This is a genomic window from Actinomycetospora sp., from assembly GCF_055612215.1.
Genome location: NZ_JBVPVA010000051.1, coordinates 1 through 15,056, shown reverse-complemented (window position 1 = coordinate 15,056; position 15,056 = coordinate 1). Strand labels below are relative to the sequence as shown.

At 74.8% G+C, this 15,056-nt stretch carries 19 protein-coding genes; 11 read left to right on the top strand and 8 right to left on the bottom strand.

What is annotated here, in order from left to right; all coding sequences use genetic code 11:
• Nucleotides 1-144: 144 nt before the first annotated feature.
• Complete coding sequence (locus AC0CYZ_RS01155) at nt 145-1,098, top strand: ROK family protein (RefSeq protein ID WP_472211320.1); 954 nt, start codon at nt 145-147, stop codon at nt 1,096-1,098.
• Between the two features lie 4 nt (nt 1,099-1,102).
• On the opposite strand, the gene AC0CYZ_RS01150 is transcribed toward AC0CYZ_RS01155, so the two are convergent.
• Together AC0CYZ_RS01150 and AC0CYZ_RS01145 are read right to left on the bottom strand one after the other, a co-directional pair.
• Nucleotides 1,103-1,732 carry a hypothetical protein gene (locus tag AC0CYZ_RS01150; protein WP_472211314.1) on the bottom strand — a complete coding sequence of 210 codons (630 nt, stop codon included), beginning with the start codon at nt 1,730-1,732 and terminating at the stop codon, nt 1,103-1,105.
• Nucleotides 1,729-2,544 (bottom strand): alpha/beta hydrolase, encoded by an 816-nt coding sequence (locus tag AC0CYZ_RS01145; protein WP_472211311.1) that lies wholly within the window; start codon nt 2,542-2,544, stop codon nt 1,729-1,731. The genes AC0CYZ_RS01150 and AC0CYZ_RS01145 overlap by 4 nt, the downstream gene beginning before the upstream one ends.
• A 210-nt stretch (nt 2,545-2,754) precedes the next feature.
• Between AC0CYZ_RS01145 and AC0CYZ_RS01140 the strand changes: the two genes are divergently transcribed.
• Together AC0CYZ_RS01140 and AC0CYZ_RS01135 are read left to right on the top strand one after the other, a co-directional pair.
• Nucleotides 2,755-3,441 carry a lysophospholipid acyltransferase family protein gene (locus tag AC0CYZ_RS01140; protein WP_472211317.1) on the top strand — a complete coding sequence of 229 codons (687 nt, stop codon included), beginning with the start codon at nt 2,755-2,757 and terminating at the stop codon, nt 3,439-3,441.
• Between the two features lie 58 nt (nt 3,442-3,499).
• Complete coding sequence (locus AC0CYZ_RS01135) at nt 3,500-4,003, top strand: polyadenylate-specific 3'-exoribonuclease AS (protein WP_472211308.1); 504 nt, start codon at nt 3,500-3,502, stop codon at nt 4,001-4,003.
• A gap of 19 nt (nt 4,004-4,022) precedes the next feature.
• Here the strand turns inward: AC0CYZ_RS01135 and AC0CYZ_RS01130 are convergent, their stop codons facing one another.
• A complete protein-coding gene (locus AC0CYZ_RS01130; protein WP_472211304.1) occupies nt 4,023-4,913 on the bottom strand; it encodes an NAD(P)H-binding protein in 891 nt (296 codons plus the stop codon).
• Between the two features lie 74 nt (nt 4,914-4,987).
• Here AC0CYZ_RS01130 and AC0CYZ_RS01125 point away from each other — a divergent pair, with 74 nt between their 5' ends.
• From AC0CYZ_RS01125 to AC0CYZ_RS01115, 3 genes are all read left to right on the top strand, one after another.
• The gene (locus AC0CYZ_RS01125; protein ID WP_472211301.1) at nt 4,988-5,623 is read left to right on the top strand and encodes a TetR/AcrR family transcriptional regulator; all 636 of its coding nucleotides are present in this window, start codon (nt 4,988-4,990) and stop codon (nt 5,621-5,623) included.
• Between the two features lie 66 nt (nt 5,624-5,689).
• On the top strand, nt 5,690-6,061 hold the full coding sequence (locus AC0CYZ_RS01120; protein ID WP_472211298.1) for a hypothetical protein: 372 nt from the start codon (nt 5,690-5,692) through the stop codon (nt 6,059-6,061).
• Between the two features lie 11 nt (nt 6,062-6,072).
• A complete protein-coding gene (locus tag AC0CYZ_RS01115) occupies nt 6,073-6,729 on the top strand; it encodes a TetR/AcrR family transcriptional regulator (protein WP_472211295.1) in 657 nt (218 codons plus the stop codon).
• 204 nt (nt 6,730-6,933) lie between these two features.
• Here AC0CYZ_RS01115 and AC0CYZ_RS01110 read toward each other — a convergent pair whose 3' ends face one another.
• The 3 genes from AC0CYZ_RS01110 to AC0CYZ_RS01100 are packed head-to-tail and all read right to left on the bottom strand — an operon-like array spanning nt 6,934 to nt 8,626.
• The gene (locus tag AC0CYZ_RS01110; RefSeq protein WP_472211292.1) at nt 6,934-7,719 is read right to left on the bottom strand and encodes an LLM class F420-dependent oxidoreductase; all 786 of its coding nucleotides are present in this window, start codon (nt 7,717-7,719) and stop codon (nt 6,934-6,936) included.
• 47 nt (nt 7,720-7,766) lie between these two features.
• On the bottom strand, nt 7,767-8,237 hold the full coding sequence (locus AC0CYZ_RS01105; RefSeq protein ID WP_472211289.1) for a DUF6640 family protein: 471 nt from the start codon (nt 8,235-8,237) through the stop codon (nt 7,767-7,769).
• Nucleotides 8,237-8,626 carry a muconolactone Delta-isomerase gene (locus AC0CYZ_RS01100; RefSeq protein ID WP_472211286.1) on the bottom strand — a complete coding sequence of 130 codons (390 nt, stop codon included), beginning with the start codon at nt 8,624-8,626 and terminating at the stop codon, nt 8,237-8,239. Before AC0CYZ_RS01100 ends, AC0CYZ_RS01105 begins: the two co-directional genes overlap by 1 nt.
• Nucleotides 8,627-8,669: 43 nt before the next feature.
• Here AC0CYZ_RS01100 and AC0CYZ_RS01095 point away from each other — a divergent pair, with 43 nt between their 5' ends.
• The 4 genes from AC0CYZ_RS01095 to AC0CYZ_RS01080 all read left to right on the top strand — a co-directional run bounded on the left by AC0CYZ_RS01095 (nt 8,670) and on the right by AC0CYZ_RS01080 (nt 12,734).
• Entirely contained in the window at nt 8,670-9,269 is a 600-nt protein-coding gene (locus tag AC0CYZ_RS01095; protein WP_472211283.1) for a TetR family transcriptional regulator, read from the top strand.
• Between the two features lie 129 nt (nt 9,270-9,398).
• Nucleotides 9,399-10,301, top strand: a complete 903-nt coding sequence (locus AC0CYZ_RS01090) for a DMT family protein (RefSeq protein WP_472211280.1) — start codon at nt 9,399-9,401, stop codon at nt 10,299-10,301.
• A gap of 54 nt (nt 10,302-10,355) precedes the next feature.
• On the top strand, nt 10,356-11,312 hold the full coding sequence (locus AC0CYZ_RS01085; RefSeq protein WP_472211277.1) for an NAD(P)-dependent oxidoreductase: 957 nt from the start codon (nt 10,356-10,358) through the stop codon (nt 11,310-11,312).
• Nucleotides 11,313-11,345: 33 nt separating this feature from the next.
• On the top strand, nt 11,346-12,734 hold the full coding sequence (locus tag AC0CYZ_RS01080; RefSeq protein WP_472211274.1) for a class II 3-deoxy-7-phosphoheptulonate synthase: 1,389 nt from the start codon (nt 11,346-11,348) through the stop codon (nt 12,732-12,734).
• 51 nt (nt 12,735-12,785) lie between these two features.
• Here the strand turns inward: AC0CYZ_RS01080 and AC0CYZ_RS01075 are convergent, their stop codons facing one another.
• The gene (locus tag AC0CYZ_RS01075; RefSeq protein WP_472211271.1) at nt 12,786-14,042 is read right to left on the bottom strand and encodes a protein kinase domain-containing protein; all 1,257 of its coding nucleotides are present in this window, start codon (nt 14,040-14,042) and stop codon (nt 12,786-12,788) included.
• A gap of 120 nt (nt 14,043-14,162) precedes the next feature.
• Here AC0CYZ_RS01075 and AC0CYZ_RS01070 point away from each other — a divergent pair, with 120 nt between their 5' ends.
• Nucleotides 14,163-14,522, top strand: coding sequence for an Rv2175c family DNA-binding protein (locus AC0CYZ_RS01070; RefSeq protein ID WP_472211268.1), 360 nt, complete (start codon nt 14,163-14,165; stop codon nt 14,520-14,522).
• Here AC0CYZ_RS01070 and AC0CYZ_RS01065 read toward each other — a convergent pair.
• On the bottom strand, nt 14,491-14,844 hold the full coding sequence (locus AC0CYZ_RS01065) for a hypothetical protein (RefSeq protein WP_472211265.1): 354 nt from the start codon (nt 14,842-14,844) through the stop codon (nt 14,491-14,493). The genes AC0CYZ_RS01070 and AC0CYZ_RS01065 overlap by 32 nt on opposite strands.
• Between the last annotated feature and the right edge of the window lie 212 nt (nt 14,845-15,056).

Genomic DNA, 15,056 nt, shown 5'->3' with positions numbered 1-15,056 from the left:
GGGGCCCGCCGAACCGGGCACGCCGACCACCACCCCGGCCGCCCGGGTCCCGGCGGGCACCCGCACACCCGCCGGTGGTCCCGCGCGCACCGACCGGACCGGCCGTGGCGTGCAGCGCATCCCGGTCCGCCGTCGGCCGCGTCCGTGCTGACCGTCGGCGTCGACGTCGGCGGCACCTCGGCCAAGGCCGGGCTCGTGGACGCCGGCGGCACGCTGCTCGCGACCCGGGTCGCCCCGACCCCGCGCACCGGCGCCGAGCTCGACGAGACGGTGGCGGCCCTCGTCGGGCACCTCACCGACCGGGCCCGCGCGGACGGGGGCGAGGTGACCGCGGTCGGCCTGGCCGTGGCGGGCTTCGTGGACCCGGACCGCCGCTCGGTCTCCTTCGGGGCGCACCTGCCGTGGCGCGACGAACCCGTCGCCGAGCGGATGGCGGAGCGGCTCGGCCTCCCGGTGACCCTCGAGCACGACGCCAACGCCGCGGGACTCGCCGAGCACCGGGTGGGCGCGGCCGCGGGAGCGCGTGTCGCCGTCCTCGTCGCGCTCGGCACCGGGGTCGGCGCGGCGCTGCTCGTCGACGGTGCCGTGTTCCGCGGGGCCCACGGGGTCGCGCCGGAGCTCGGGCACCTCGTGCTCGTGCCCGACGGCCGGCCGTGCCCGTGCGGGAAGCGGGGCTGCTTCGAGCGCTACTGCAGCGGGAGCGCCCTCGGGGCCGGCGCCGACGAGCTCGTCTCGGCCGGCGAGGACTTCTCGACGCTCCGGGCGGCGTGGGAGCGCGGGCTGCCGCTCAGCGGGCGGGACGTCGCCCAGGCCGCCGAGGCGGGGGACCGGCTCGCACGGCAGGTCGTCGCCGACTTCGCGGGCTGGCTGGGGCGGGGCCTCGCGCTCGTCGCCGACGTGTTCGACCCCGACGTCGTCGTGATCGGCGGGGAGGTGTCCGCCTCGGCGCCGCTCTACCTCGACGACGCCGTGCGGACCTACAGCGAGGAGCTCACCGGGCGGGGCCACCGGCGGATGGCGCAGGTGCGCCCTGCGGTGCTCGGCGGCGACGCCGGCGTCGTCGGCGCAGCCCTGGACGCTCGCGAGAGGTGCGCGTAGCGCCCTACAGCACGCCCTCGTCCGACCCACCGGTGTCGTCGGACGAGCGGCGCATCCCCACGACGAGCCAGCCCAAGCCGGCCGCCATCGCGAGCAGCCCCGGCACGAGGCCGAGCCCGGCGAGCCCGCCGCCGACGAGGGCCGGCAGCGCGAGCAGCACCACCCCGACGACGAGCAGCAGGAGACCGAGCAGGCTCGAGAACCCGATCCGCGGCAGCGGGGGCGCCTCAGGCGGCACGAAGTGCTCGTCGCGGGCGGCGGTCGGCTCGGACCGCCCGGCGTCGGGCTCGCTCCGAGGCGGCGGCGGGACCGCGGCGTCGGGCCGCCGGGGCCGGGCGCGCGGGGTGTCGGGGGGCAGCGTCGGCGAGGGCGACGGACCCTCGGCGAACAGGTCCCCGGGGCGCCGCTCGGGATGGGCCTCCGGCTGGCCCTGGGGCGGGGTCGCGAGGCCCACGCCCCAGGTCGATCCGTCACCGTCGGGCCACCGCGGCGCGTCGGTCCCCGCCCACTCCGCCACGATCGCCGCGAACTCCGCGTCGACGTCCTCGGGCAGGTCGAACCGCCGCGCGCCCGCCGCCCCCGGGGGTACGTCGTCGGACGGGCGGGTGGTGTCCTCGGGGTCGGGCGAGCTCATGCGGTGTTCCCTGCGGTCGGACCGGTCACGGCGGTGGCATAAGGGGCGCGGCCGCGCTCGGCGTCCACACGCCGGGCGAAGGCGGTGCTGCCCTCGAAGATCGTCGGGGCGTCGTGGTCGAGCGTCGCGACGTGGAAGCTGTCGTGCAGGACGACCTCCGTGGCCTCGGCCGAGGAGACCCCGTCGAGCACGAGGCGGGCGTTCACCGGCTCGACGACGTGGTCGGCGGCGGAGCGGTAGAGCAGCACCGGGGCGGTCACGCGCGGGAGGTCCTCCCGGACCACGGCCCACAGCTCGGTGAGCGAGACGAACGCGTGCAGCGGCACCCGGTCGTACGCGAGCTCGGTGACGCCGGGCTTCGCGACGTCGTTGCCCACGCCCTTCGCCCACGGCCACAGGCGCACGAGGTAGCGGGCGAAGGCGGCGTCGCGCCGCAGCGTCGTCACCGAGGGGTTGACCAGGCAGATCCCGGCGATCGCGTCGCCGTACTCCTCGGCGAGGCGCAGGGTGAGCGTGCCGCCCATCGAGAGCCCGAAGACGAACACCGAGCGGCAGCGCGTCGCCAGCTCGTCGACCGCCCGGGCCAGTTCGCCGTACCAGTCCGGCCACCGGGTGGCCTGCATGTCGCGCCAGTGCGTGCCGTGGCCCGGCAGGCGCGGCCCGCGCACGGCGAAGCCCTCGGCGGCGAGGTGGCGGCCCCACGGCCGCATGCTCTGGGGGGTGCCGGTGAACCCGTGCGAGAGCACCACTCCGATCTCGGGCTCGCCCTCGGGATCGGCGGAGAAGGGCTCCGCCCCGAGCATCACGGGCACGAGCGCCTCCCACCCAGGATCGTCCGGGCGCCGCACGCCGGGGCGCCCGCGCCCATGGTGGCACGTCCCACACCGGCGCGGTACGTCCAGGTGCCCGAACAGGTGGGGGAGTCGCCACACTTCCCGGTGACGAACCGGACGCCGTGTCGTTGTCCGGCGTCGCCGCGGCTGCCTACGCTGCGACATCCGGGGCGCGAGGAGGCGAGAGCACTGCTCTACTGGTTGATGAAGTGGGTGTTCCTCGGGCCGCTGATGCGCCTGGCGTTCCGGCCCGAGGTCCGGGGCGCGGAGAACCTGCCGCGCACCGGGGGCGCGCTCGTGGCCTCCAACCACCTGGCGGTCCTGGACTCCTTCGTGCTGCCGCTGATGGTCCCCCGCCGGATGGCGTTCCCCGCCAAGTCCGAGTACTTCACGACGCCGGGTGTGGTCGGGACGCTGCAGCGCTGGTTCTTCAGCGGGATGGGCCAGGTGCCCATCGAGCGCGGCAACGGGCGCGCCGCCCGGGCCGCGCTGGACACCGGCATCGGGGTGCTGCGTGAGGGCCGGCTCTTCGGGATCTACCCCGAGGGCACCCGCTCGCCCGACGGCCGGCTCTACAAGGGCCGCACCGGCGTCGCCCGGATGGCGCTCGAGGCGAAGGTCCCCGTCGTGCCGGTCGCGATGGTCGGCACCGACCGGGCCAACCCGGTGGGCTCGCGGTTCTGGCGCCCGGTGCGCATCCGCATCGTCATCGGCGAGCCGCTCGACTTCTCGCGGTACTTCGACATCGCCGACGATCGCCAGGTGGAGCGCGCGATCACCGACGAGGTGATGTACGCGCTGATGGAGCTCTCCGGCCAGGAGTACGTCGACGTCTACGCCTCCAAGGCCAAGGAGGAGTCCGACCAGGCCGCGTGAGCGCCGGACCCCGGGGGATGCGGGACCCCCCGTACCGCCTGGGGGAGAATCGTTCTCCGTGGCACGGATCTTCTACGACTGCGAGTTCATCGAGGACGGGACGACCATCGAGCTCGTCTCCCTCGGCGCCGTCGACGAGTCCGGCCGCGAGTACTACGCGGTCTCCCGCGCGTTCGACCCGATGCGCGCCGGCCCGTGGGTGCGCAAGAACGTGCTGGACAAGCTGCCGCCGAGCTCGGACCCGGTCTGGCGCAGCCGTCTGCAGATCCGCGAGGAGTTCTACGAGTTCGTGACGGCGGGTGAGGGGCCGGTCGAGCTGTGGGCCTGGAACGCGCCCTACGACCACGTCGTCATCGCCCAGCTCTGGGGCGCGATGCCCGACCTGCCCCGCGCGCTGCCCCGGTTCACCCGCGACCTGCGCCAGCGGTGGGAGGACGTCGGGCGCCCCGCGCTGCCCGCCGCCCCGGTCGACGCCCACGACGCCCTGGCCGACGCCCGCCACAACCTGCGCAAGTGGGAGGTCATCGACGCGATCTGGCGCGAGCGCGGGATGGCGTCGTGACGGGCGTCCGGGCGTGGTCCTAGCTCGCCGCAGCCGCGACCGCGGGGAGCAGGACCTCGGTGCACCACTGCCGGAAGGTCGTCGGTGTGCTGTTCCCCGGCGTGCGCACCACGCCCTCGTCCAGGCCGTGCTCCTTGGCCGTCGCCATGTCGGCCATCGCGGCGGCCATGGCCGGCGAGGCACCGACGGCGAGCATGCCCTTCTCCAGATTCGCGGCGTCGACCTGCAGGTAGTGCACCGGACGGCCGAGCACCTCGGCGACGATCGCGGCCATGTCGGTGCCGGACAGGTCCTGCGGGCCGAGCAGCGGGACCTCCGCGAACCCGCTCCACGAGCGGTCGAGCAGCAGCGACACCGCGGCGTCGGCGATGTCGCGGGTGGCGACCATCGGCAGCGCGTGGTCCGGCGCGATCGCGGAGGAGATCACGCCCTCACCCAGGATCGCCGGGATCGAGCGCAGCGTGTTCTCCATGAACCCGGGATTGGCCAGCGCGCGGTAGTGGGTCACGCCGGCGAGGAGGTCGTCCATCGCCAGCGAGCCGGTGACCAGCCCCGCTCGGTCGGCCAGGGAGGTGCCGCGGCCCAGCGCCGACACCCCCACGACGTGCCCGACACCGTGGGCGCGGATCGCTTCCGCGCCGGGCCGGCTGGACTCGACGTAGGAGTCCACCGCGCTCGGTGCGTCGAACGCGGCGGGCATGAGCCAGAACACGGCGTCCGCGTCGCGGAAGGCCTCGTCGACCACCGCGGGGTCCTGGTGGGAGCCGACGACCGCCTCGACGCGGTCCAGGACCGCGGGGGACAGTCGGGCCGGGTCGCGGACGACGACCCGGACCGGTTCCCCCGACGCGAGCACGCGGTCGAGGACGCGACTGCCGATCTGGGACGTGGGCGCGGTGATGACGATCATGGAGACGACCTCGGATCGATGGAGCAGCAAGTAGACTCGACCGTACCGTTTACTTCTGGGAGGGAGCAACACCGGTGGCACGACGGGGCCAGCAGCTGCGCGAGCACATCCTCTGGAGCGCCAAGGACGTGTTCCTCGAGTCGGGCTTCGAGCGCACGTCGATGGACGTGGTCGCCCAGCGCGCCGAGACCTCGAAGCGCTCGCTCTACGCGCACTTCCCGAGCAAGGACGCGCTGTTCACCGGTGTCGTCGACCTCGTCCGCGGGCTCTACCTCGGGCGCCTGGGCTCACCGGAGGATCACGACGACGGTCCGGTCGAAGCCGTCGTCCGCTACTGCGGCCGGTTGCTCCAGCTGCTGGTGTGGGTCTCCTCGGTGCGCACCGTGCGCATGGGGATCGCGGAGGCCGAGCGGCTCCCCGACGCCGCGGCCGGCTACCACGCGGCGGTGTTCGGGATCCCGACGGACAGGCTCGCCGGCTACGTCGCGTCGCGCTGGGACCTCGACGCCGCCGCGGCCCACGCGGTCGCCGCGGCCCTCGTCGGGGTCACCGTGCACCCGGCGCTGACCGAGACCTTGCTCGGGGTCCGGGCGCCGCTCCCGGAGCCCCCCGACGAGGCTCGGCTGGCCACCGACGTCGACCTCGACGACCTGCGGGACCTCGCGCGGCGGCTGCTGGGGGAGCCGGAGCCGACCCCGGTACCGCGCTGAGCGGCGCGCCGGGAACGGGGTTGCTGTGGCCATCCGGTCAGTAATATTGGCCGGTTGGTCAATACCGTGGCGCAGAGCTCCCGGATGGTCGGTCTGACGCGGGCGGTCGCCGTCTACGTGGCGGTCGTGGTGGGCACGCTGGTGGCGCTGGTGGTGATGGGCGTGACCGCCCCGGCGCTCGCGCCCGCCGAGGCCTGGGGACACGCCGTCGTCGTCGCCGTGTTCGCGGTGCTGCTGCCGGTGCGGCTGCGCTCGGCCCGGCGGGGGAGCGGGACCGCGCTCACCGCGGTGGTCGTCATCACCGCGGTGCTCGCCGTGGTCAACCTCGTCGAGGCCGCGCTGGCGGTGTTCCCGGCGTGGATGCGCGTCGAGATGGTCGCCGTCGCCGCGCTGATGGTCGCGGCGGGTCTGCTGGCCGTGCGGGCGCGGCGTCGGTGACGATCGGCGCCGTGTCCGATCCCCCCGGTGCCGGCCCGCGACGGCGTCGGCTCAGCGAGGCCGAGCGTCGCGAGCAGATCCTGCGGGCCACGGTGGAGGTGGTGGCCCGGTACGGCTACGACGGGGCGTCGCTGGGGCGCGTCGCGGAGCAGGCCGGGGTCTCGAAGGGCCTGGTCTCGCACTACTTCGGGTCCAAGGACGACCTCATGGTCGAGGCGGTGACCGGCTCCGTGCGGGCGCTGCGGGAGTCCATCGCCGCCCAGCTCGACCTGTCCGCTCCCGTGCCCGAGGTGATCCGGGCGGCCCTGCGGCGGGCCGCGGACCTCCACCGGACCCACCGCGCCGAGCTGACCGCCATGGCGCAGATCGTGCACGGCCTGCGGTTGCCCGACGGCAGCCCACGGCTGGGACCCGCCGACTACGAGGAGACCCACGAGGCCCAGCGGCGCCTGTTCGCCCGCGGGCAGGACGAGGGCTCCCTGCGCCCCCTCGACGTCCACGTGCTGGCCGTCGTCTACCAGGGCGCCGTCGACACGATGCTCGGTCACGCCGCGACGCACCCCGACGTCGACCTCGACCGGTTCGCCGACACCCTCGCCGACGTGCTGCTGGGTGGGATGGCGGTCGACCCCACCGACGGCGCCCCTGGCCGATCAGGGTGCGGCTGAGCGCGGCACCCAGCTCGACCCGCCCTGGGGGGCTGCGGGTCGCGTAGGCGGTCGATCATGACGAGGGCACCGTCCCGCTTCGGTGCCCTCGCCATGAACAACCGCCTAGCCCACGCCGAGGGGAACGATCCGGGGTCCTCGGCGTCGGCGACGGAGCGGGATCGACTCAGCCTCCCGGTCCGCTGCGCTCGACGAGCTGAGCGCTCACCGGTTGCGGTCGTCGCGCCAGGCGATCCAGTCCTTGAGCCGGGCGAGATCGTAGCCGCCGGCGCCGTCCTGTCCGACGGTGAACAGCCGGACCCCGGCGTCGTACAGGGCGGGGCCGGCCTCGTCCGGGCTGCCCTCGGCCGCGCTGGAGCGCTCGATCTCCGCCGGGTCGCGCCCGATGTCGCGGCAGTGTCCGTCGAGCACCGAGCACTTGTGGGCGACGGTCTCCGCATCCCCGAACCCGTGCCAGATGGTGGCGTGCTCGGCGGTGTAGCGCAGCGTCTTCTTCTCGCCGCCCCCGCCGATCAGGACCGGGATGTCGCGGGTCGGGGCGGGGTTGAGCTTCTCCCAGCGCGACCGGATCCGGGGCAGTGCGGCGCCCAGGTCGTTCAGTCGGCCGCCGGCGGTGCCGAACTCGTAGCCGTACTCGTCGTAGTCCCGGCGGAACCAGCCGGAGCCGATGCCCAGGATCAGTCGGCCGTCGGAGATGTGGTCGACGGTGCGGGCCATGTCGGCCAGCAGCTCGGGGTTGCGGTAGCTGTTGCAGGTCACCAGGGCGCCGATCTCCACCCGTGAGGTGGCCTCGGCCCAGGCGCCGAGCATGGTCCAGCACTCGAAGTGCTTGCCGTCGGGCTCGCCGTAGAGCGGGAAGAAGTGGTCCCAGTTGAACACCACGTCGGCGCCGGCCTCCTCGGCGGCGGCGACGGTGCGGCGGATCTCGGCGTAGTCGGCGTGCTGGGGCTGCAGCTGCAGCCCGATCCGGACGGGGCGCGGGTCGGTCATGGCGCCATCCTCTCCGTGGCGCCCGGTCGGCGCTCGCCGCGGTCGGATCAGCGGCCGAGGGAGGATCGGCGGGCGCGGACGGCTTCGGTGGTCACCGCGCCGGCCAGGCCCGAGAGGGCGATGAGGGAGAGGCCCAGCTGCGGGTCGAGGCCGGCGGGCTTCGATGCGTCGGCCACGAACTCGGGGTCGACCGCCGCCGTCCCGGGGAAGAGCAGTGCGCCCCACATCCCGAGCCACGCCACCGAGGCCAGGGCGGCGGCCTGTCGGAGGTGCGCGTGGGCGTCGCCGTCGCGCTGGAACAGCACCCGCAGCCCGACCGCGGACACGAGCGGGGACATGACGATGTACTGCGCGTTGTGGAACTTCGCGTGCGGCGGCCAGTTCGGATTGTGGATGTGCCGGTCGGCGATGGGCCGGAAGAGGAAGTCGGAGACGAGCGGGCCGACGCCGATCGCGCCGAGCAGCGAGGCGACCAGCGCCCGGGACGCCGTCGACGGGCGGCGTGCTCCCCGGGGCATCACGCGGCCCGCGCAGCGGTGCGGAGCGGCGCCGGGAAGGCCGGGTGGGGCGCCAGCGCGGTGATCTCGACGCGGTTGTAGGGGAAGACCGGCAGGGTGTCGAGGTGCGCCTCGAGGGCTTCGGTGCTCTCGGCGTTCCAGATCGTCACGCTGGTCCCGCTGTCCGGGAGTCGCCACATCCACGTGATCGTGCCCGCGTCGATGAGCGCCGTGGCGACCTCGCGCTCCCGGGCCATCAGGTCGTCGCGCTCCTCGGGGGACAGCTCGAGCAGCCCTCCGGTCGGGGTCGCCCTCACGAGGTAGTCCACGGTGTTCTCCGTCCGTCGGTCGACGAGCGCGGGCCCGGCGGGCTGGTCGCCCAAGGTGATGTCGCGCTGTGACATCACCATAGCCCTGATGTCATGGTGTGTCATCACCCTGTATCGTCGGCCCGTGCCGCGGTGGGAGCAGGGCAGCCAGGAACGCCTGACGGCGGCCGCCCTGCAGTTGTTCGGGGAGCAGGGGTTCGAGAACACCAGCGTCGTCGAGATCGCGCGGCGGGCCCGGGTCACCAACCGGACGTTCTTCCGCTACTTCTCCGACAAGCGCGAGGTCCTGTTCGCCGACGCGGACGACGTGCGTGCAGCCCTGGTGGAGGGGATCCGCCGGGCGCCGGGCGTCGCGGACCCGCTCCGGGTGGTGGTCCGGGTGCTGGCGCGGCACGACTGGGAGGGCCTCGCCCCGCGCCGTGCCCTGCGGGAGCGGCAGGCCGTCATCGCGGCCAACGCGGAGCTCCTCGAACGCGACCTGATCAAGCAGCACGACATGGCGCTCGAGTTCGCCGGCGCCCTGGCCCGGCGGGGAGTCGACGAGGGCGTCGCGCTGCTCGCGGCCCGGGTGGGGAGCCAGGTGTTCCTGACCGCGTACGAACGCTGGCTCGACGCGGCGGATGACGACGACGACCTTGTCGCGATCACCGAGGACCTCCTGTCGACCCTCCGGGCGACCGTGCCGATCCCCGGCCGCGAGATCCCGGCTGGTGGTTCGTTGTGATCTCGCGGCTCAGGAACCCGCGACACCGCGCGCCCGAGGCCGTACCGTCCATCCGACACGGCATGCCGCGCGGACGCGATCGGTGGGGAGCGTCGAGGCGCAGCACGCGGTGAGGGACGGGGTGGCCGCATGTGGTGGGGCCTGCTGATCGTCCTGCTGGGCTCGGTCTGTTCGGGCTCTGCGGCCGTGCTGCAGGCCCTCGCGGCCCGCTCCATCCCGGACCAGGGCCGCGGCCTGCGGGCCGGGCTGGTGGTCGACCTGTTCCGGCAGTGGCGGTTCATCGCCGGGATCGGTCTGGACCTTTGCTCGTTCGTGGCCTCGGCCGCCGCACTGCGGGTGCTCCCGGTCTTCCTGGTGCAGGCGGTGGTCGCGGCCAACCTCGCCGTGACGGCCCTGGTCGCGTGGAAGGTGCTCGGGACCCGGCTGCGTCGGATCGAGGTGGGCGCGGTGCTCGGCGTGTGCGCCGGGCTGGCCGCCCTGGGGGTGTCGGCGGCTCCCCAGAGCCCGGAGCACGGCACCACCGCACTGCACTTCGGGCTGCTCGGCGCCCTCGGTGTGATCATGCTGCTCGCCGTGGGTGCCTCCCGGCTGCCCGGTCGGTGGAACGCGACCGCGCTCGGACTGCTGGCCGGGTTCTCGTTCGGTCTGGTCAACCTGTGCAGCCGGGTGCTGCCGAGCTTCTCCCCGGCGGCGCTCGTGGTCGAGCCCACCCTGTGGGCCATGCCCGTCGCGGGGCTGTGCGCGTTGTTGTTCCTGAACACCGCGTTCCAGCGCGAGTCCGTGGTGGCGGCCTCGGCGGGGACGATCCTCGGACAGACGGTCTTCCCCGCCGCCGTCGGACTGTTCGCCCTCGGGGACCACACCCGCGACGGGTTCGCGCTGCCGGCGGTGATCGGCTTCGTCGTCGCGCTGGCCGCCACCCTGCTGCTGACCCGCTTCGGCGACATCTCGGAGGACACGCGCACGTCCTCCCCGGCTCCCGTGACCGGTCACGACGCCTCGCCCGCCCCGCAGGCCGGCCCGCACCGCTGATCCCGCGGTCCACCTCCCCGGCGTTCGCCGAGCTCGACGGGGCATGATCGGGTCATGCGCATCGGGCTGGTGGGCGGCGGGTTCCCGGCGGTGCGGAGCTGCCTGGAGGCGGCCCTGGCCGAGCTCGCGATCCCCGAGCTGGCGGGCACCGAACTGATCGACGTCCCGAACGGGTCGGCGCCGGCCGTGGACGTGCTGTCGCCGCTGGGCAGCACGATCGACGGCGCCCTCATCGACGCGTGCGGGGCGCGGTTCGTCCAGCAGTTCGGGGTCGGGGTGTCCGGCGTGGACCTCGACGCGGCCCGGGCCCGCGGCGTCCCCGTCGCGAACGTGCCCGGGGGCGACTCCGGCAACGCCACCGCCGTCGCCGAGCTGGCCGTGCTCCTGCTGCTCGCCCTGCTCCGCCGCGTCGACGAGGCCCGGGCGAACGTCGCGGAGAAGGCGGTCGGGTCGCCGATGGGCGTCATGCTCTCCGGCCGCCGGGTCGCCGTGCTCGGGACCGGCGACATCGGCGTCGAGCTCGCGTCCCGGCTGGCCGCGTTCGGCGTCCACGTCGTCGGGATCGGCCGCCGGGACGCGGACGCCTACCCGGCCGCGGCCGCCGTCGTCGGGACCTACCGACGGGCGGACGACCTGCCGGCGGCCTTGACCGACTGCGACGACCTCGTCGTCGCGTGCCCGCTCACCGAGGCGACCCGCGGCCTCGTCGCCGAGGCGGCCCTCGCGGCGCTGCGCCCGGGCGGGCACCTGGTCAACGTCGGGCGCGGGCCCGTCGTCGACCGCGACGCCCTGCTCGCGGCGCTGCGCTCCGGGCACCTCGCGGGCGCCGGGCTCGACGTCACCTGGACCGAGCCGATCGACCCGCACGACGAGCTGCTCGCCGAGAAGGTCGTCGTGACCCCACACGTCGGGGGCATCACCGAGGAGTCCTACGCGGGGATGGCCCGCGGGTTCGTCGCGAACGTCGGGCGGTTCGCGCGCGGCGAGGAGATCCGGCACCGCGTCGCCTGAGTGCCGTGACCCGGCGCCCGTAAGCTCGCCCTCGTGTGGTCCGTCGATCTGCCCGTGGATGCCCTGCCCGGCCTGCCCCCGTTGCCCGCCGAGCTGCGTGAACGCCTGGACACCGCCCTCGCGCGGCCGGCGGCCCAGCAGCCGGACTGGCCGGACCCGTCGGCGGTGCTCGACGTGCGCAAGGTCCTCGAGCACGTGCCGCCGATCACGGTGCCCGCCGAGATCGACCGGCTGCGGGGCCAGCTCGCGGCCGTCGCGCGGGGCGAGGCGTTCCTGCTGCAGGGCGGGGACTGCGCGGAGACCTTCGCCGACAACACCGAGCCGCACCTGCGCGGCAACATCCGCACCCTGCTGCAGATGGCGGTGGTGCTGACCTACGGCGCCTCGACGCCGGTGGTCAAGATCGGCCGGATCGCGGGGCAGTACGCGAAGCCGCGGTCGTCGGGGACCGACGCCTTCGGGCTGCCGTCCTACCGCGGGGACATGGTCAACTCCCTCGCGGCGAACGCCGAGCTGCGCACGCCCGACCCGGGCCGCATGATCCGCGCCTACGCGAACGCGAGCGCGGCCATGAACCTCACTCGAGCGCTGACCAGCGGCGGGATGGCGGACCTCCACGAGGTGCACGACTGGAACCGCGAGTTCGTCGCGAACTCCGCGGCCGGGGAGCGCTACGAGGCGGTGGCCGCCGAGATCGACCGGGCGCTGCGGTTCATGTCGGCCTGCGGGGTCACCGACCACTCGCTGCACTCGACGGAGATCTACGCCAGCCACGAGGCGCTGGTGCTGGACTACGAGCGGGCTCTCCTGCGTCTGGACTCGACCCGCCGCGACGACCCTCGGCTGTTCTCGTTGGGGGCGCACTTCCTGTGGATCGGGGAGCGGACCAGGGCGCTGGAGGGCGCGCACATCGCGTTCGCGGAGCTGCTGGCCAACCCGATCGGGGTCAAGATCGGGCCGTCGACGACGCCGGAGCAGGCCGTCGAGTACGTCGAGCGGCTCGACCCGCGCCACGAGGCCGGCCGCCTCACCCTGATCTCTCGGATGGGCGCGGGGAAGGTCCGCGACGTGCTGCCGGGCATCGTCGAGAAGGTCACCGCCTCGGGCCACCAGGTCATCTGGCAGTGCGACCCGATGCACGGCAACACCTACGAGGCGACCACCGGGTTCAAGACGCGGCACTTCGACCAGGTCGTCGACGAGGTGCAGGGCTTCTTCGAGGTCCACCACCGGCTCGGCACCCACCCCGGCGGCATCCACGTCGAGCTGACCGGCGAGAACGTCACCGAGTGCCTCGGCGGCGCCCAGGAGATCTCCGACACCGACCTGGCCGGCCGCTACGAGACCGCCTGCGACCCGCGCCTGAACACCCAGCAGTCCCTCGAGCTGGCGTTCCTGACGGCGGAGATGCTGCGACACTAGGTGCGCTCCGCGCTCGTGAGCGCTTTCCCGTGTCATAGGGCGGAGAAGTGCTCACAGGCCTCCGGCGCCCAGGAGCCATCCGGCGATCCCCGCCGCCACGCTCGCGGCGCTCACCAGCACGATCCACGCCGCGAAGACGCGCCGCGACCGGATGCGGTCGCGACGGCGGGCGTGGCGCTCCACCCGGTCGACGACGTCGTCGACGTGCGGGGTCCGCGTGCCCTCCTCGCGGACCGGGGCCTCGTCGAGGTCGTCGTCCGGCTCCGGCTCCTCCGCGGCCGCGGGCGCCGGGTCGTCGTCGGGCTCCGCCGTGCGCGGGGTCGGCCCGGTGAACACCCGGGTCCCGCTGTGCGGCGGCGGTGGGGCCGCCGCCGACGCCGCCCCCACCCGCGGCCGGCGCGGCGGGCTGACCGGGGCGAAGGGCAGCGACTCCTCCTGGCGGGTCCGCCGCGCCGCCTCGAGGAAGTCCGCCGCGGAGGCCAGCCGCGCGTCGGGGTCGCGGCGCGTGGCGGCGACGACGAGACGGTCCAGCGCCCGGGGGATGCCCGGCGCCCGCGTCGAGGGGGCCGGGACGTCGGTGTTGACGTGGCGGTAGGCGACGGCGAGCGCGGTGTCGCCGCCGTGGGGCGGGGCCCCGGTGAGCAGCTCGAAGAGCACGACCCCGGCGGCGTAGACGTCGCTGCGCTCGTCGGTGCGGCCGTGCTCGACCTGCTCGGGCGCGAGGTAGGCGGCGGTGCCGAGGATGAGGTCGTCGGAGGTCGACCCGCCGGTGTCCAGCGAGCCGTCCGCGGCCCCGTCCCACGCGGCGGCGACCAGCCCGAAGTCGGCCACCTTGAGCTGGCCGGTCCGCGAGACCAGCACGTTCTCCGGCTTCACGTCCCGGTGGACCATGCCCTGGCGGTGGGCCGTCCGCAGCGCCGCCAGGACCTGCTCGACGACGGTGAGCGCGGTCGCCGGCGCGAGGCGCACCTGCTCGCGGATGACGTCGCGCAGCGTCCCGCCCTCGACCAGCTCGAGGACGAGGAAGACGGTGCCGCCGTGCCGGCCCTGGTCGTGCACCGCGACGATCCCGGGGTGGGAGAGCCGGGCGGCGGCCCGCGCCTCGCGCTCGAACCGTCGGACGAAGGTGGGGTCGGCGGCGAGCGAGGGCTCCATGATCTTGATCGCGACCGGGCGGTCGAGCCGGGTGTCCGTGCCGCGGTGCACCGTCGACATCCCGCCCCGCGCGAGCACCTCCCCGACGCGGTAGCGGCCGTCGAGCACCGTCGACGACCCCGTCCGCGGGGGACCTGGGCTGTCGCGGGCCATGGGCGGATGCTACGAGCGGACGACCGCGATCCGCCGCGGCGACGCGCGGACGCGGGCGTGGCGCAGGAGCCGGCCCGCGACCCGGTGATCCGCGTCCTGTCCTCTGGCACAGTGTCGGGCGTGACCGCCGCGTTGACCGCTCTCGTGGGGCGGGAGATCGAGACCCTCACCCTGGCCGAGGCCGCCGAGCACCTCGACGTCCCCCGCACCCGCATCAGCCAGATGATCAAACAGGGCCAGCTGCTCGGCGTCCGCGAGGGCGACCGGTGGATCGTGCCCGCGGCGTTCCTCGTCGAGACCGGGGTCGTGAAGGGCCTGCCCGGACTGATCACGGTGCTGCGCGACGGCGGCTACACCGATGCGGAGATCCTCCGCTGGCTCTTCCTCGAGGACCCGACGCTGCCGGGCGCGCCGATCGAGGCGCTGCGCTCGGACCGCGGCGGCGAGGTCAAGCGCCGCGCCCAGGCGATGGCGTTCTGAGGATCGTCCCGACGACGGGTGCGAGGGCCGCGGTGCGCCGCGCCCCGAGGGTGGCGACGAGCCCGGCGACGACCGCCGGGCCGGTCCAGGCCCGCACCCGGTCGGTCCCGTCGGGCGCCGCGGTGACGGCGAGCAGCGTCGGCGCGTGCGGCGGGTCCTCGCCGAGCGCCTCGCGCCGCCAGGCCGCCACCCGGTAGTCGCGCAGCGGCAGGACCTCCAGCGCGGGCGCACGCCGGCGCACGGCGGCGGCCACCGCGCGGCAGCGGCGGCAGTCCGCGTCGAAGGCGAGGACGAGCTCGTCGGGGAGCTCGCGGCGGCGCACGGGCCGGAGCGTAGGTGCGCTCCGCGCTCGTGAGCAGTAATCCGCCCTATGACACGGGGAAGTGCTCACGAGCGCGTCGCGCACCCAGGCGCCGCGCGGCGACCGCCCGCACCAGCCCGGGGCCGGCGACGGCGGCCCGGCGCGCGTCCGAGACGACGACCCGCCGGGCGAGCACGTCGTAGTCCACCGCGACGATCTCGTCGAGGATGCGG

Excerpts from the sequence above, each read along its gene's own strand:
- AC0CYZ_RS01090 (WP_472211280.1), top strand. The coding sequence starts at position 9,399 with ATGTGGTGGGGCCTGCTGATCGTCCTGCTGGGCTCGGTCTGTTCGGGC.
- AC0CYZ_RS01130 (WP_472211304.1), bottom strand. The coding sequence starts at position 4,913 with ATGATCGTCATCACCGCGCCCACGTCCCAGATCGGCAGTCGCGTCCTC.
- AC0CYZ_RS01100 (WP_472211286.1), bottom strand. The coding sequence starts at position 8,626 with ATGGTGATGTCACAGCGCGACATCACCTTGGGCGACCAGCCCGCCGGG.
- AC0CYZ_RS01085 (WP_472211277.1), top strand. The coding sequence starts at position 10,356 with ATGCGCATCGGGCTGGTGGGCGGCGGGTTCCCGGCGGTGCGGAGCTGC.
- AC0CYZ_RS01075 (WP_472211271.1), bottom strand. The coding sequence starts at position 14,042 with ATGGCCCGCGACAGCCCAGGTCCCCCGCGGACGGGGTCGTCGACGGTG.
- AC0CYZ_RS01150 (WP_472211314.1), bottom strand. The coding sequence starts at position 1,732 with ATGAGCTCGCCCGACCCCGAGGACACCACCCGCCCGTCCGACGACGTA.
- AC0CYZ_RS01105 (WP_472211289.1), bottom strand. The coding sequence starts at position 8,237 with ATGCCCCGGGGAGCACGCCGCCCGTCGACGGCGTCCCGGGCGCTGGTC.
- AC0CYZ_RS01110 (WP_472211292.1), bottom strand. The coding sequence starts at position 7,719 with ATGACCGACCCGCGCCCCGTCCGGATCGGGCTGCAGCTGCAGCCCCAG.